This is a genomic window from Nocardia sp. CA-290969 (assembly GCF_050936135.1).
In the GTDB taxonomy this organism is placed as follows: domain Bacteria; phylum Actinomycetota; class Actinomycetes; order Mycobacteriales; family Mycobacteriaceae; genus Nocardia.
In genome coordinates, this window is record NZ_JBNJNJ010000001.1 from 3,443,873 (window position 1) to 3,458,382 (window position 14,510).

The following is a 14,510-nucleotide window of genomic DNA, read 5'->3' on the forward strand; positions in this document are numbered from 1 at the left end:
CCCCATGGTCTCCGGCCCGTCCGTCTTTCGCGCGGGCAGGCGGCGCGTGTCTTATCCCTTGTCCAGGAAGGAAGTAATCGGCCATGTCGATCGCGACGGAGGTCCGTCACGCGGGCCTTCAAGATCTGGTGGCGCTGCTCACCGAGCAGAACGCCGCGAAAGTCGATGTCATCGCCCCCGCGGCGGCCCTGCGGGCTGTGGCCGGGGCGGTGCACTTAGCCGGGGTGGCGCCAGTGGTCGACGAGCACGGGGTGACCACGGTCGACGGACAGTACCGGCCGACCGCGGCCGCGGATGCGCAGTTGGCGGCCAAACTCGATATCCCCGCCGGCTATCTGAAACGACTCCGCCGCGACGGCCGCACCGACCTGTGGGATGCCAACATCAACGGCTTACTGCACGGACCCACCGATCCCATGGTGTCCGGCACCCCGGACGAGCGGACATTCCTGCTGCGGCTGTTCGCCTCCCACCGCCCGGGACAACCGGGGGTACTGCGGGCGGTGCTATCGGACCGGTACGGGGTAATCGATCACCTCGATGTACTGACCGCGGTCCTCGACGGTATCCGCATGGCCGACGCCGACGTTCAGGTGCGGTCGGCGGACCTGACGGCAACGTCGATGCACTGCCGCGTGTTCTCCCCGAAAGTCCGGGCGCTGGCGCCCGGGTTCCTCGCCGGTTACCGCAACCCGTTCGCGCATCCGGACTTCGCCGCCGACCGGCGCCGCGCCGCCAGAGCCCTCGCTGCTGGCCGCCAGCTCGCTGTCGGCGCCAATGAGCAGTATCAGCACGGCAGTGAGCCGGTCGTGTTCGCCGGGTTCCGGTTCTCCAACTCCGAAACCGGGCATCACGCCGTCACCCTCAAACCCGAGCTCGTGGTCCAGATCTGCGGGAACGGTCTCACTTTGCCGCTGTTCACCAGTACCCGCCGCCACCTCGGAGAGCGCCTGAAGACCGGAGTCGGTGCCTGGTCCCAGGACACCCAACGCAAACGTCTGGCGGTGCTGACCGCCGAAACCCGCGACAAAGTCGCCGAATGGCTATCCCCGGAATTTCTCGCCGCCCGGATCGATGAGCTCGAACACCGCGCCGCCACACCGGTAACCCGCCCCGAGCAGGCGATCGAAGTGGTGTCCAAACAGTTGGGGTTCACCGAAGACGAACGCTGCGGGATTCTGGCGCATTTCATCGCCGGCGGCCAGCTCACCGCCGCGGGAATCGCGAACGCCGTCACCAGCTATTCGCAGACCGTCACCGACGCCGACCGCGCCACAGCCCTCGACGACTGCGCCGTCGAAGCCATGACGCTCATCTGACGACACGCCAGCGGCTGTCCCCGCACTCCTATATCCAGCTCCGAACGTCCTATTTGGGCGCCCACCGTTTCCTCGAGGAGGTCACTTCTGATGCTGCACACCCTGACCCGCGACGAGTTCAGTCTCGCCGAGCATTTCGGTGCCGCCGGCCCGGTCACCGGTCTGGGCGCCGACACCGTCACCCGCTGGCGTGACCATGCGCCCGACTGGGCTGGCAAGCACTGGGTCTACAGCGAACCCGATGACCGCGGGGCCCGCTATCTGCATCCCGCCAACATCACCACCGACTGACCTACCCCTTCATCCTCCGCCACATCAATCCCCCGGGCCGGCACCACGCAGGCAGTGCGCCTCTGGTGCCGGCCCGTTCCGTCTCATCAGTCAGGAGCCCAGTATGTCCGCTGCCCTCACCCTCGCCCCCGAGGACGCAATCACCCACAGCGACCCTGTCGCCACCGCGCCCGGACCCGCTGTGCTCGATTCGGGTTCCCCGTTTGCCATGATGATCGATCCGGCCTGCTTGGAGGTCGGGGAGAACGTGCGCGTCGATTTCGATCTGGACGACGAACCCAGTTTCACCGCCTCGGTCCAGGAGCACGGGGTGCGTATCCCGATCACCGCCGTCCGCACCCGCGACGGCCGCTTCGTCGTGACCGACGGTCAGCTGCGCACGCTCACCGCACAAGCGTTGAAACTCGACAACGTGCCGGTGTGGGTGACCCATACCGAGGTCGATATCGACGACCGCCGCTGGCGCGCCAGCAACACTCTCGGCCAGATCACCGTCAACGACCGACGGATCGGGTTGACCGATGCCGACCGCGCCGCCGGGATCACTCTGGCTCTCGATCTGGGGACGTCGGTCACCAAAGTCGGTAAAGCTCTGCAGTTGAAACGCGACCAGGTCAAGCAGCTCGGCAAGGTCGGGTCCTCGACCGCGGCCCGACAGGTACTCGACACCGGCCAGCTCGACCTCGAACAGGCTGCGCTCCTGGCCGACTACGACGCGGTCGGTGATACCGACGCCGTCCAGCGACTGCTCGATGGTCCTCCCTACCGGTTCGCCTATACCGCTGCGCGCATCGCCGAAGACCGCGCCGAACAACGGGCGCGCCTTGCCGCGGCCCGCCCGTATGCCGAGGCCGGATTCGGGATCCTGCTCGACCACACCACCGGCCTCGTTCCCGCCAGCGATGTGGTCGACAGCGACGGCCGGCCCGCCACGGTCGAACGCCTGCACGCCAACCCGGCCGGGTGGCTGGTGCACTGCGAACCCTGCGACGAGCTGCTGGTCGTGGACCGCGTCACCGGTGACCGCGTCGAGCACGACGAGGTGGACTGGGACACCGAAGGCAACTCCGAGGCGGCTCCTGCCGAGGGGCTGCGCCACGCCGACAGCATCGAAGCGCGCACCGACTGGCGCGTCGACTATCTGCTGCCCGCCGAGCTGGTCGGCGAATCCGGCTGGCACTACCCGCCCTCCCCCGAACCCGAACACATTCCGGACACCGGCGCCGATCCTGATTCCCGCGCCGCCACGGCCCGCGATGCTGCCGCCGATCATGCCCGGGAGCAGGAACAGCAGCGGTATGCGCGGCGGCAGGTGCGCGAGCTCAACAAGCAGGGCGCGGCCGCCAAGACTGCGCGCATCGCGTTCGTGACGGCGCTGCTGGCGCGCAAAACCTTGCCGGGTGAGGCCTCGCGCTTCATCGCCGATTCTCTGGTGCGCGAGCCGAGCCTGCTCGGCGGCTACAAGGCCGACCTGTGCGCCCGCGAACTGCTCGGAGTCACCGGCGGCCGCGACACCCTCTCGGAAATGCTGGTCACCGCGAAACCCGCGCGCTGCCAGGTCATCACCCTCGCCTTAGTGCTCGGCGCCCACGAGCAGCGTGTCGAGAAGGACTGCTGGCGCTGGACCGTGAGCGGCACCCGCCACTACTTGGCGTTCCTCCGAGATCTCGGGCACAGCCTGACGCCGGTCGAACTCGCCGCTACCGGCGAACTCGACTACCACGACATCGATCTCGATACCGGTCCCGACATCGAGGCGACCGGGCAGGAATAACCCCCTTGGGTCGTGATGCCGGTGCGCCAGCACCCGCCTGCGCACCGGCATCCGACACCTGTCCTTCCCCTCGTGCACGCGCGCACCCGCCGACGTGCCCTGTACCGGAGACCCTCAATGTCCTGTGGTCCTGACCTCGAATCCGTACAGGCGGCCGCGCTGGCCGCTGCGGGACGTGGCTGGCCGGTGTTCCCGCTGCGGCCAGGCTCGAAAGTTCCGGCGATCGAAGGCTGGCAGACTCGCGCCAGCACCGACGACACTTTGCTGCGCACCTGGTGGCGCCGGGTTACCTACAACATCGGGATCGCCACCGAACCCGCCGGCCTGCACGTGGTCGATCTCGACGCCGACCACCTACAACCCCCGGTCACCGACCTGGACGCCGCACTGGACGAACTCGCCACAGTCCTGGGCGAACCGGTACCGGACACGTTCACGGTCACCACCCCGGGCGGGGGCTGGCATCTGTACTATCGCGCGCCGCCGTCGCTGCGGCTGCCATGCACGGTCGCGCGGCTGGGGCCCGGGATCGACACCCGCGGCCACGGCGGCTACATCGTCGCCCCCGGCTCGGTCACCGCCTGCGGTCACTACCGCATCCTGCGCCCGCACCCGCTCGCCGACCTACCCGCCACCGTCATCGACCGACTCACACCCTCACCACCCCCACTCCCAGCTGCACCGCTATACGTCGCGCCCCGCCACAGCCGGGGACGGCTGCGGGCTCTGCTGGAGGCGATCGTGGCCCGCGAAACCGACGCCGTTGCCCTCGCGGCACCGGGCACCCGTAACACCAGGCTGTTCCACGCGGCGCTGACCTTGGGCCGGCTCGTCGCCGGCGGTGAACTCGACGAACACGACGCCCGCGCCGTCCTGTCGGCGGCGGCCGCACCGCATATCGGCATCGACCGGTTCACCACCCGGGAAGTGGACCGCACCATCACCAGCGGCTTCCGCTACGGCGCACGCCGCCCCCGCCGACTCTGACCCGTCCCCGCATTCCCGCCTGCGCACGCACTGCAGCGGTCGGGCCACAACTGGCCCTGAGGCCGCGCCACTTCCACTGGGACCACAGTCAGGCCACCTGCCGCCCGCCGGGAACGTCCGGCGCGGCCGGCCGATCGGCTGTTGCCGCTCCGTGGCCCTGGCGGGGCCACCGACCTTCACCCCTCTGACAGGAGTTCACCCATGACGCCCGCACAGCCCGATCCCAACACCGCAAACACCTGGCCCGCAGGTCTGAACCCCGCAGATCACGCCCCTGCCAGCATGGACGATCCGGGCGAGTTCATCGCTGCCCTGCCGGCCATGCTCGGGTTCCTCCCTGAACGCTCCCTGGCCGTTGCCGTCCTGCGCGCGGCGGACAGCAAACCCGGCAAGGCGTTGATCGACCTGGTGATCCGATTCGACCTGTATCACCGAGACACCGGCGACCCGGCCGATCCGGCGACTCTCGCCGCGGCCGCCACCCGGATCTGCGCGCGCCCCGAAGTGGTAGGGGTTCTCGCGGTCGTCATCGACGACACCGCGCAGCCGCCAGGCGAATCCGCGGCGCCGCCACCGCAGCCGGTCCTCGACAATCTGGAGCACCGGCTCGCGGCCGCCGGTGTTCCGGTCCGAGCAGCATGGGCGGTCCCGGCCATTGCTGCCGGACAACCGTGGTGGAGCCTGCGCGGCCCGCAACACAGCGGGCACGTTCTCGACCCCGGCACCTCCCTGGTGACCTTCGGTCGCGTGCTCGACGGGCGACCGATAGGCTCTCGCCCCCGTAGCGCGCTCACCGAACAGGTGACCCCCGACCCCGCGATGCAGGCAGATGTGTCGGCGGAATTGGCCGATGCCGTGGCCCGGGCGAACCGACGCTCCCACGCAGCCGAGGCCCGCAACGATCACACGCTTTATCTGAGATCGCAACTCGATACAGTCCTCGGCTACATCCGCGGCCAGCAACGCGGTGAACAGACTCCGGCTCGTGCAGTCGCGGAGATCGCGGTAGCCCTGCACGATCACGAGGTGCGCGATGCGCTCTTCGCGCTCGCCGACAGCCCGCACGCCGACGCCGCCGAACAACTCTGGGCACAACTGACCCGGACGCTGCCTGGCCAGGATCGGGCCGAGGCCGCGACCCTTCTAGGCTATTTCGCCTACGTCCGCGGCGACGGCCCGCTCGCCGGGATCGCCCTGGATGCCGCGCTCGACGCCGATCCGCGACACCGGATGGCACGACTGCTGCACGTCGCGCTGGAAGCAGGGATACACCCGCAACGACTGCGGGATCTCGCCCGCTGCGGGCGCGACGCCGCTACCGAACTCGGTGTCACAATGCCCGCCGCCGAATAACCAGGGTCCGGCTGCCCGCACCTGAGCCGGACACCGCACAGGCGTAGTCCCAGGCTCGGCGATGCCACGTGGATGCAGGAGCAATTCACCGCGCGGCCCATGGACGACGTGAGCGTCTACGGCCTGAGCGCACCGACGTAGCCGTGCGCTCCGATGGCCCGGACATTCCGCGGTCCGGGCCATCGGCGCAGAGCATCGACACAGCCGGCGAAACCCCGGTCCGCAATCACCGCCAGTGCTGTTCCCCCTCTCCCTATTCAGAAGGTTGCCATGTCTTTACTCACGACGATTCCCACCGTGGTGGTGCGCTGTGTCCGATAATCCCCGCGCCCCACAATCCACCGGCGAACTGCCCGCGACCGGAAAGGATCTCGCGGAGCAGTTTCTGCAGACCGCCGGGATCGAGATCGTGTCCCGTGACTGGCAGTGCAGCTACGGCGGACTCGACCTGATAACCCGCGACGCGGGCACCACCGCCTTCGTCACTGTCACCACGCCAGCCGAGCCTGCCCAACCCGGCGGCAACATGGCGGATGCGCTGCTGTCGCCGACCGAACGCCGGCGGATCCGCCGGCTCGCGCTGTTGTGGCTCACCGACTCCGACGGTCCCTGGCAGCGCATCCGGTTCGACGTGGTCACGGTCGTGGCCGGCACCGACAGCGACCCTCGCATCGAACACCACAAGGCGGTGTTCTAGATGACCCGCGCACACGCAGTCTCGATCGCACTTCGCGGAGTCGACGGCCATATTGTCACCATCGAGGCCGACCTCGGCCGTGGACTACCGTCGCTGCACCTGCCCGACCTGCCCGGCAGCGCCTGGCAGGAAACCCGGGACCGAGTACGCGCCGCCGTGCTCAATTCCGGCGAGGCGTGGCCGGACGGCCGAGTCATCATCACGCTCTCACCGGCTCGGCTGCCGGTGCCCTCCAGCGTTCTCGATCTCGCGGTGGCCGCAGCGGTACTGACTGCGGGCAACATGATTCCCTCAGCGCGCCGGCCCGAGCCGGTGTTGTTGGGGGAACTGGCCCTCGACGGCCGACTGCGGGCAGTGCGCGGGATCCTGCCCGCGGTGCTCGCCGCTCGCAATGCCGGGTACACCACGGTGGTGGTGCCCGCCGCGGCGCTACCCGAAGCACGCCTGGTCACCGGGATCGAGGTGCTCGGCGCGGCCACACTGCGCCAGGTCCTGGCGTGGCTGCGCGGCCAGGGCACGCTCACCCGCCCCACCGACCGCGCGCCGGTGTCGCCTCGTGACCGGGGCGATTTGCGTCGTGTCACCGGTCAGGGCGAGGCGCGGTGGGCGCTGGAGGTCGCGGCGGCCGGTGGACATCACCTTCTGCTGATCGGCCCCGCAGACAGTGGGAAGACACTGCTGGCTCAGTGTCTTCCGGGGTTGCTGCCACCGCTATCGACCGACGAAGCGCTGGAGGTCACCGCGATCGAGTCGCTCGCTGGCACTCTCGACGACGATCACCTCAGCCTGTCGACGAGACCGTTTATCGCGCCGCATCACTCGGTGTCGGTTAGTGCGATGATCGGCGGTGGCACTGTCGCCGCGCGGCCCGGGGCGGTGGCCCGAGCGCATCGAGGCGTGTTGTTCCTCGACGAGTGCCCCGAATTCAGTACCCGAGTCTTTGAGGCCTTGCGCGCGCCGATCGAGGACGGCGAAGTGCGCCTCGCCCGACCCGACGGCCTCGTCCGCTACCCCGCCCGCTTCCAGATGGTGCTCGCCGCGACTAAGTGCCCGTGCGGGTCGGCACGCGAGACCGACTGTGTCTGTGCGCCGCTGGCCCGTCGCCGGTATCTGGGGAGACTGGCGGGGCCGTTGCTCGACCGCGTCGACCTGGTAGCCCCGACACACCCGCTCACCGGCAGCACCGCAGCCGCTGGCGACCCGGACACCAGCGCCGCCGTGCGTGAGCGGGTGCTCGTGGCGCGCCGGCGCGCTGCCGAACGCTGGCGCGCCGACGGCTATGACATGAACGCAGAAGTTCCCGGTCCTGTCCTGCGTCGACGGGTCCCGCTCTCGCCCGAGGCAACCGCCCCACTCGAAGACGCGCTCCGGATGGGCCGTGTCTCAGCCCGCGGTGCTGATCGAGCTCTGCGGGTCGCGTGGACGATCTGTGACCTGCGCGCCGGGAGGCAACCCACCGACTCTGATATCAGGGCGGCACTGGACTTCCGGTTCCGGCGCTGACCGCCACGATCTGCTCAATCAACCAGTGCCATCGCTCCCGCCGGGATCGGGCGCACGGATCCGAGATCCTGGCACTGGGGCGCCCAGCAAGAAAGGAGTGACCGTGACGAAGCCGACGATCACCCACCGTTCCGGCGACGCCACCGCGCCCACTGGTGTCGGCCCCCGAATCATTGCCCACATCGTCAACGATCAAGGGCGATGGGGCCGCGGCTTCGTTCTGGCGGTGTCGCGGCGCTGGCCACAACCCGAACACTGCTACCGGGACTGGCATCGGCACCGTGTGACCAACGACTTCGCGCTCGGCGCGGTGCAGCTCGTCACCGTCGGCGACGGGCTGTATGTCGCGAACATGGTCGCCCAGCACGGCATCCGCCGCACCGGTTCCTCGGTTATCCCGATCCGCTACGACGCCCTCGACCGCTGCCTGACCCGTCTCGGCAACTATGCCACGAGCCTCGACGCCTCGATCCATATGCCACGGATAGGCACCGGCCTCGCCGGAGGGCAGTGGGCTGTCATCGAACCCCTGATCACCCACGGTCTGTGCCGCCGCGGGATTCCCGTCACCGTCTATGACCTCCCACCCCACCGGTAATTCCGCGCGCACCCCGACCGTGGCCGCCGCGGCGGCCGCTTCGTACCTCCCTTAGCTCTACGGTCCCGGACCCAGGATTCCGCTTGTCGGCCGATCGCCGGTGATCCCTGGTTCGCTGCGACTTCCTCAGCCGTTTGTTCTTTCCTGGAAGGGATTTGTCATGCCTGTTCCCGCTGCGGTTCTCGACACGCTCTACCCCACCGGACCAACTTCTGCTTCAACCCAGGTTTCTCGCGCCGGCGCGGAGCGTTGGTCGGCACTCTGGCAGCGACTCACCGACTCGGGCAGCGTGGGGGCTGAGGATCCGGAGCAGTTCGCTGCATTGCTCACTGAAGCGTTGCTGCACCGTGACCCGGTATCGGCCGGTGGCGAGGATCCTTTCGATATCGATGCCTCGGCCCTTGCCCCGGTCGTGGGCTGGCGATGCGTGTGGTGTTTCATCGAACGCTCGCTCGCCGATACGCGCCCGATCGACCCGGTCACCGGGCAACGCCGGAGCGACGACGGGTTGTGCGATCACTGCCGCAGCAACGGCCGCCCCGGCCTGCCCCCGCACCCCTTTGGGCACGGCCACACCGAACTGGTCGAGGTGTTCTGCGCACATCTGGCAGAACGTTATCCCGGCAGCGTGGTCTCGCTGCTCGGTGAGCATGCTCGCCGCAGCCCGCTGCCCGACCGCGCACGCATCGCCGCCTGGCTGCGCACCCATCGGCCCGAATCCCGGCCGCCCGTAGCGACCGGCTCCCCCGCCGCCGATCCCCTCCGCGGCCGCGACCTGGTGGCCGCCGCGTAAGGACGGCCATTCCGGCTGGCTCGATCCGGCAGGTCGACACCCGCCGTGCCGCGGACACAGCCGGGGCACCCGCGGGTGTCGGCGGCATCGCGTTCACCGGTTCTGCGTTCAACACCGCGGCCCAGTTCAACGCTGCCGCCGCGCCCCGGCGACCTCCTCTTCGAAGTTTGTCGCCGTTCCCGCTCCCTGGTTTGTAGGAGGTCCTTGTCATGTCCGTTGCCGTGCCCGATCCCCGCGCCGTCGGGGTGATTCGTCATGGCTGATCCGCGTCGCCTGCCGTGGGCGATTCTGGCGCGGGCCGCGCTCACCGGTACCGCGTCCGCGCAGCAGGTGTGGCGCGCGTATGCCCTGGATGAGGCTGTCGCTCGGGTTCTCGAGGATCCGGGCGTGTTCGGTGTGCCGCCGACTGTGCGGCAGGCCGCGGCCGACGACCTCGACCGCGCCACCGAGATCGGTGCCCGCCTCATCACCCGCGACGACGCGGAATGGCCGAAAGATCGGTTCACGGTGCTCGCTGCGCCGCAGTCGTCCGGCCGTGATCCTGTGGCGTTGTGGGCGCGGGGACCTGCACGTCTGGATGCCGCGGTCGAGTCTTCCATTGCGGTGATCGGTTCGCGCTGCAGTACCGGCTACGGCGACCGGGTGACCGGTGAACTCGCCGGCGATCTCGCCGCCCGCGGTTGGACCATCGTCTCCGGTGCCGCGTTCGGTATCGATGGGATGGCGCATCGGGCGGCTCTTGCTGTCGGCGCTACCACGGTGGCGGTGCTGGCCTGCGGCATCGACCGGCCCTATCCCGCGCAGCACGATCGCCTCCTGGACCGGATCGCCGAATCGGGTTTGGTGGTCAGCGAGTACCCGCCCGGTGTGGTCGCCCGCAAGCAGCATTTCCTCGACCGGAACCGGCTTGTCGCCGCGCTCGCTCGCAGCGTGTTGGTGGTGGAGGCCGGTATTCGCAGTGGGTCGGCCAACACCGTCAGGTGGGCCGGCCGGTTCGCTCGGCCCGTGTTCGCGGTCCCGGGGCCGATCAACTCGGCGGCATCCACCGGCTGCCACACCATGATCCGCGACGGCCGCGCCCAGCTGGTCACCGACATCCAGCACATCCTCGACACCCTGACCGACTAAATCCGCCTCGGCTGTCTCCGCGCTCAGGTGATCCGGGCCCGCTCGCTCTGCGACGGCTCGAACCACCCGAGGTACAGGGTCGGCAACGGGCACCGGTTGCCCGGTGCCGCGACCGATGTCGGCCAGTGACGGTGAGCCGCCGTGGCACGGCCCTGTACTCGATCCGCCTCCTAGTACACCGATCTCCCCTGCTGTACGGGGTTTCGGTTCACCCGACGACGAAAGGTCACCTGTTATGCCCGACGACACCATCATCACAATCAAGGGGAACCTGACGGCAGACCCTGAGCTCCGCTTCACCCCGAGCGGGGTGGCGGTCTGCAACCTCACCGTGGCGTCCACGCCGCGGGTCTTCGACCGCTCTACCAACGAGTGGAAGGACGGCACCGCGCTGTTCATGCGCTGCACCGTGTGGCGCGAGGCGGCGGAGAACGTCGCCGAAACCCTGCGCCGCGGAATGCGCGTGATCGTGGAGGGCAAACTGAAGCAACGCAACTGGCAGACCCCCGACGGACACAACCGCAGCACGGTCGAGCTCGAGGTCGACGAAATCGGCCCCTCGCTGAAATTCGCAACCGCGAAAGTACAGCGCGCTCCGCGCCGCAACACCGGTGAACCCACCGGGACCAGCGGCGGCGAGAACGATACGGCGCGGGAATTGGTCGCCGCCGGCGCGGGCAGCGCCGACCCGTGGGGTGCCGAGCCGGGGTTCTGACCCCGGCTCGGCTGGATGGTTGCGTTGGGGTGGGCTGGCTGTCTGGCCGACTGCCCCGCCTGGCTGAGTGCTACCGGGGTGTGGCCCCGCCACGGCTGCGGGCCCGCGCCCGGTCACCATCGAATTTCCCCGGCGCCCCGTCTCCGACTCCCGCGCCAGTGGGTATGCGCGTGCGCGGAAATTCGATGCCGCCCGCTGGGGCGCGTTCCCTGCGCCGTGTCGGGGCCCCACCCCGGTCGGGTCGCACTCAGGCGGGTCAGCCGACCAGCCACCCAGCCCCGTTCCGGGGCTCGTGCGTTTCGTGCACGAGATCTCCCGGTACGGGGCTGTGTCGTCTTTCTCCGACCGAAAGGAATCGTCATGACCGCTGCACTCACTGCACCCACCACCGACACCGTCGACCTGCCCCGCCCCTCCGAGGCCAGCACCACCGGTTCGCTTTTCACTGACGCGCTGTGTGAGGTCGGTGCTCTGCTCGGGGTGGACCCGGATGAGGCTCGTGAACGTTTCCGCGCTGCCCTCGCCCTTGCCACGACCGCTGAGCGCGAGTTCCTCGATCGGGTCGTCGACCTGTTGTCTCGTCAGCCGTGGCCGGTGGCCGCCCGTAAACTCGGGTGGATGGCCAAGAGCCGCCCGGAGTGGCGGGACATGGTCATCGATTTGACCACCGACTCCGACCCAGGCCTGCATATCCCGAGCATGCCCGAGACCCACGAGGTGTCGATCGAGGCCGCCGAGTGGGTGACCCGCTCGCTGCGCGAGCGCCGCGACCGCTACCGCGACCGGCTCACCGCGACCCCGTCGCGGGAGACCGACGCCGCGCGGCTGCGGCCCGAGGCCATCGCCGCCCGCCGCGCCCGCACACCCCAGCCCCCGGCCGAGCGGGTAAGCCTGCGTCATCGCGACCGAGACCGCCGCACCGCGGCCCGCCGCGACGCCGAGTTCGCCGCCTACGCCGCCACTCGCTTGTTCGCGATCGACACCGAACCCGAACCCCGCGACGCCAACCCCGCCGCGGATCCGCGCAAACCCGCACACCTGGTGTGGAGCCATGTGCAGGCCCAGCTCTGGGACCGCAGCTACTTCCTGCACATCGCCGAGGCATACACCGATCGCGACCGCGACCTCCTCGACCCCGAAGCGAATTCCGTCGACCGCGTCCGGTCCGGCCGGCACAGCGCGCTCGACGCCGACGCGTCGCAGTTCCTGCGCGAGCACGGCGTCGACACCGGACCCGCCGACGGACCCGCCCACCGCCAGCGGCGCAGGCCGGTGCGGCGGGCGCGGATCAGCCCGATCGATCAGACCCGGTTCGCGGCTCGACGTACCGGGCTCGCCACGCCGAGTGACTACGACATCTTCCTGCCCTACAGCGACCTCGATACCCCCGAGCTCACCTGGGAGGGCTCGGGGTTGGATTACGATCTCGCCGCGATGGTGCCCTACCTCGGGTGGCCGTGCGTCGGATGCTGGATCGACCGCCCTCAGGCCGACCGCCGTGCCATCCACTCCCGCGACGGGCGACTGGTCAGCGACGACGGGCTCTGCGACGTCTGCCGCGCCGACGGCCACCCCGGCATACCCGAACTGCCCCGCCCATGGGGCACACACGAGTTCGTCCAGTCGCGGTGCGCCTACATCGCCGCCACCCACCCCGGGCAGGTCCGCATCATACTTGAACGGATCCGCGCTGCCGCCGCCAACTCCGGCCTGACCTGGCGGCTCATCACCCGCTGGATGGCCGCCCATCTCGATCAGCCCGCCCGCACACGCACCGCCCGCCCGGCGACGCCGCGACGGCGGCGGCCCGCCGCGCTCGGGGCCGGGCAGCGGATCGGCCGCTGCGATGCCTGCGCCCGCACCGGAGTCGTACATGCCGACAACTACTGCACGCAGTGCCGCATCGACCTCGGCGTCGTCGAACCCCGCGACCGCCCGGGCCGCGCCGCCTGATCCTGCCCTTCGCATCACCCCGTTCTCCGGTCCGCCGCAGTGTCGAGCTCCTGCGGCGGACCGGACCTCCACTTGCCCCGCCTCACGCTCTGGAGACGTCGTGCGCACTCCCCTCTCCCGCTTCCGAACCCCGCACGGCCGAGGTCTCGGTGTTCTGCAACGCCACCGGCCGCCTCGGTTACTACCGCCCCGAAGATCATCTGGTCCTCGCCCACACCTGCACCCTGACCGGCGGCGCCACAACCTCCGACACCGAGTTCCTCGAACGCGTCTTCGCCATGTTCAACGACCACCCCGACCCGAACTTCCCCAGCGACACCGCGCACACCTCCGCCTGGTACGACAGCGGCCTGCGTTCCCTCTCGGTCGGAGACATCGTCGCGATCAACGGCCGCCACTACGCCTGCGATTCCCACGGCTGGATCCCGCTCCGCACACCCTGAAACCGAAACCACCCATCGCTATCACGCAGGGCAACCACCACTGCGACCATCCCGGCACTCTTCGGTTCCACGTCACCGCCATCCGACGTGTTCCCGGTATGCGCCAACCCCGCCCATACCTTCCACCCCCAAATAAACCGAGGGAGACTCATGTCCGCACCCACAGTCAACGACATCGACACCGACAACGCGATCCTCGTCGCCCGACTGCTGCGCCACAACGAACGAGTCGGCTACGGCGACTATGCCCGCGAAGCGCTCAACCATGTGGGGCTCACCGCACTGATCCCCCGCGAGAGCAAAACATTCTCGATCGACCTCAGCGACTTCCTCGCCGCGCTCCCCCGCACCGCCACCATCGACGTCCTCACCGGCAACAACGGCGAACCCGACACCTACCGAGCCGGAACCCAAATCCGCAACCTCATCGAAACCCACCTCGACACCGCCATCACCGCGATCCGCCTCGGCCACACTCCCCTCTCCCTCATCCCCGACGACACGCACACCATCGAACGCGACGCAATCATCGAGCAGTGGGGCGACTTCGACACCCCTTACCCGCCGGCCGGCAACCCCACCGTCGACGACCATCGGCGCACACTCATCGCCACACTCCGCGCATACGGCAGCGACCAGCGGTGGTGCGACGAACTCGAGCACACCATCGAACGCATCGGCCTCGGCAACTACATCACTGAACCGGTCACCATCGACCTCACCGAACTCGGCGCACTCACCCTCCGCCTCCCCATACGACGCGACGGCACCCGCCACGACAACGCACTCAGCGAGCAACTCACCACCGCACTCACCGCCGAACTCCACCGCCGACCCGAACTCATCACCTCCACCCACACCCCCGACACCACAACGGCCACAACACGCTGACCAGAACCAGGCCGGGCAGGGCAGCCGCAGCAGTCGGCCGCCCTGCCCGGCAGCACACTCTCCGC

Annotated in this window: 14 protein-coding genes; all 14 read left to right on the forward strand. The window is 69.3% G+C overall.

Annotation, left to right across the window (positions count from 1 at the left end; genetic code table 11):
• Positions 1–83 precede the first annotated feature (83 nt).
• The 14 genes from ACQEVO_RS15570 to ACQEVO_RS15635 all read left to right on the forward strand — a co-directional run bounded on the left by ACQEVO_RS15570 (position 84) and on the right by ACQEVO_RS15635 (position 14,445).
• A complete protein-coding gene (locus ACQEVO_RS15570; RefSeq protein ID WP_432913573.1) occupies positions 84–1,319 on the forward strand; it encodes a hypothetical protein in 1,236 nt (411 codons plus the stop codon).
• 90 nt (positions 1,320–1,409) lie between these two features.
• The gene (locus ACQEVO_RS15575) at positions 1,410–1,610 is read left to right on the forward strand and encodes a hypothetical protein (RefSeq protein ID WP_432913575.1); all 201 of its coding nucleotides are present in this window, start codon (positions 1,410–1,412) and stop codon (positions 1,608–1,610) included.
• Positions 1,611–1,713: 103 nt separating this feature from the next.
• Positions 1,714–3,384 (forward strand): ParB/RepB/Spo0J family partition protein, encoded by a 1,671-nt coding sequence (locus ACQEVO_RS15580; protein WP_432913577.1) that lies wholly within the window; start codon positions 1,714–1,716, stop codon positions 3,382–3,384.
• Positions 3,385–3,501: 117 nt separating this feature from the next.
• Complete coding sequence (locus ACQEVO_RS15585) at positions 3,502–4,371, forward strand: bifunctional DNA primase/polymerase (RefSeq protein ID WP_432913579.1); 870 nt, start codon at positions 3,502–3,504, stop codon at positions 4,369–4,371.
• A 201-nt stretch (positions 4,372–4,572) separates the two neighbouring features.
• The gene (locus ACQEVO_RS15590) at positions 4,573–5,724 is read left to right on the forward strand and encodes a DUF4192 domain-containing protein (RefSeq protein WP_432913581.1); all 1,152 of its coding nucleotides are present in this window, start codon (positions 4,573–4,575) and stop codon (positions 5,722–5,724) included.
• Positions 5,725–6,034: 310 nt separating this feature from the next.
• Positions 6,035–6,421 (forward strand): YraN family protein, encoded by a 387-nt coding sequence (locus tag ACQEVO_RS15595; RefSeq protein WP_432913583.1) that lies wholly within the window; start codon positions 6,035–6,037, stop codon positions 6,419–6,421.
• A complete protein-coding gene (locus tag ACQEVO_RS15600) occupies positions 6,422–7,924 on the forward strand; it encodes a YifB family Mg chelatase-like AAA ATPase (RefSeq protein WP_432913585.1) in 1,503 nt (500 codons plus the stop codon).
• A 103-nt stretch (positions 7,925–8,027) separates the two neighbouring features.
• A complete protein-coding gene (locus tag ACQEVO_RS15605) occupies positions 8,028–8,522 on the forward strand; it encodes a hypothetical protein (protein ID WP_432913587.1) in 495 nt (164 codons plus the stop codon).
• A 160-nt stretch (positions 8,523–8,682) separates the two neighbouring features.
• A complete protein-coding gene (locus ACQEVO_RS15610) occupies positions 8,683–9,315 on the forward strand; it encodes a hypothetical protein (RefSeq protein WP_432913589.1) in 633 nt (210 codons plus the stop codon).
• Between the two features lie 255 nt (positions 9,316–9,570).
• Entirely contained in the window at positions 9,571–10,443 is an 873-nt protein-coding gene (gene dprA, locus ACQEVO_RS15615; RefSeq protein ID WP_432913591.1) for a DNA-processing protein DprA, read from the forward strand.
• Positions 10,444–10,678: 235 nt separating this feature from the next.
• On the forward strand, positions 10,679–11,158 hold the full coding sequence (locus ACQEVO_RS15620; protein WP_432913593.1) for a single-stranded DNA-binding protein: 480 nt from the start codon (positions 10,679–10,681) through the stop codon (positions 11,156–11,158).
• A 360-nt stretch (positions 11,159–11,518) separates the two neighbouring features.
• Positions 11,519–13,111, forward strand: a complete 1,593-nt coding sequence (locus ACQEVO_RS15625; RefSeq protein WP_432913595.1) for a hypothetical protein — start codon at positions 11,519–11,521, stop codon at positions 13,109–13,111.
• Positions 13,112–13,260: 149 nt separating this feature from the next.
• Positions 13,261–13,554, forward strand: a complete 294-nt coding sequence (locus ACQEVO_RS15630; RefSeq protein WP_432913597.1) for a hypothetical protein — start codon at positions 13,261–13,263, stop codon at positions 13,552–13,554.
• 150 nt (positions 13,555–13,704) lie between these two features.
• Positions 13,705–14,445 (forward strand): hypothetical protein, encoded by a 741-nt coding sequence (locus ACQEVO_RS15635; RefSeq protein ID WP_432913599.1) that lies wholly within the window; start codon positions 13,705–13,707, stop codon positions 14,443–14,445.
• Positions 14,446–14,510 lie beyond the last annotated feature (65 nt).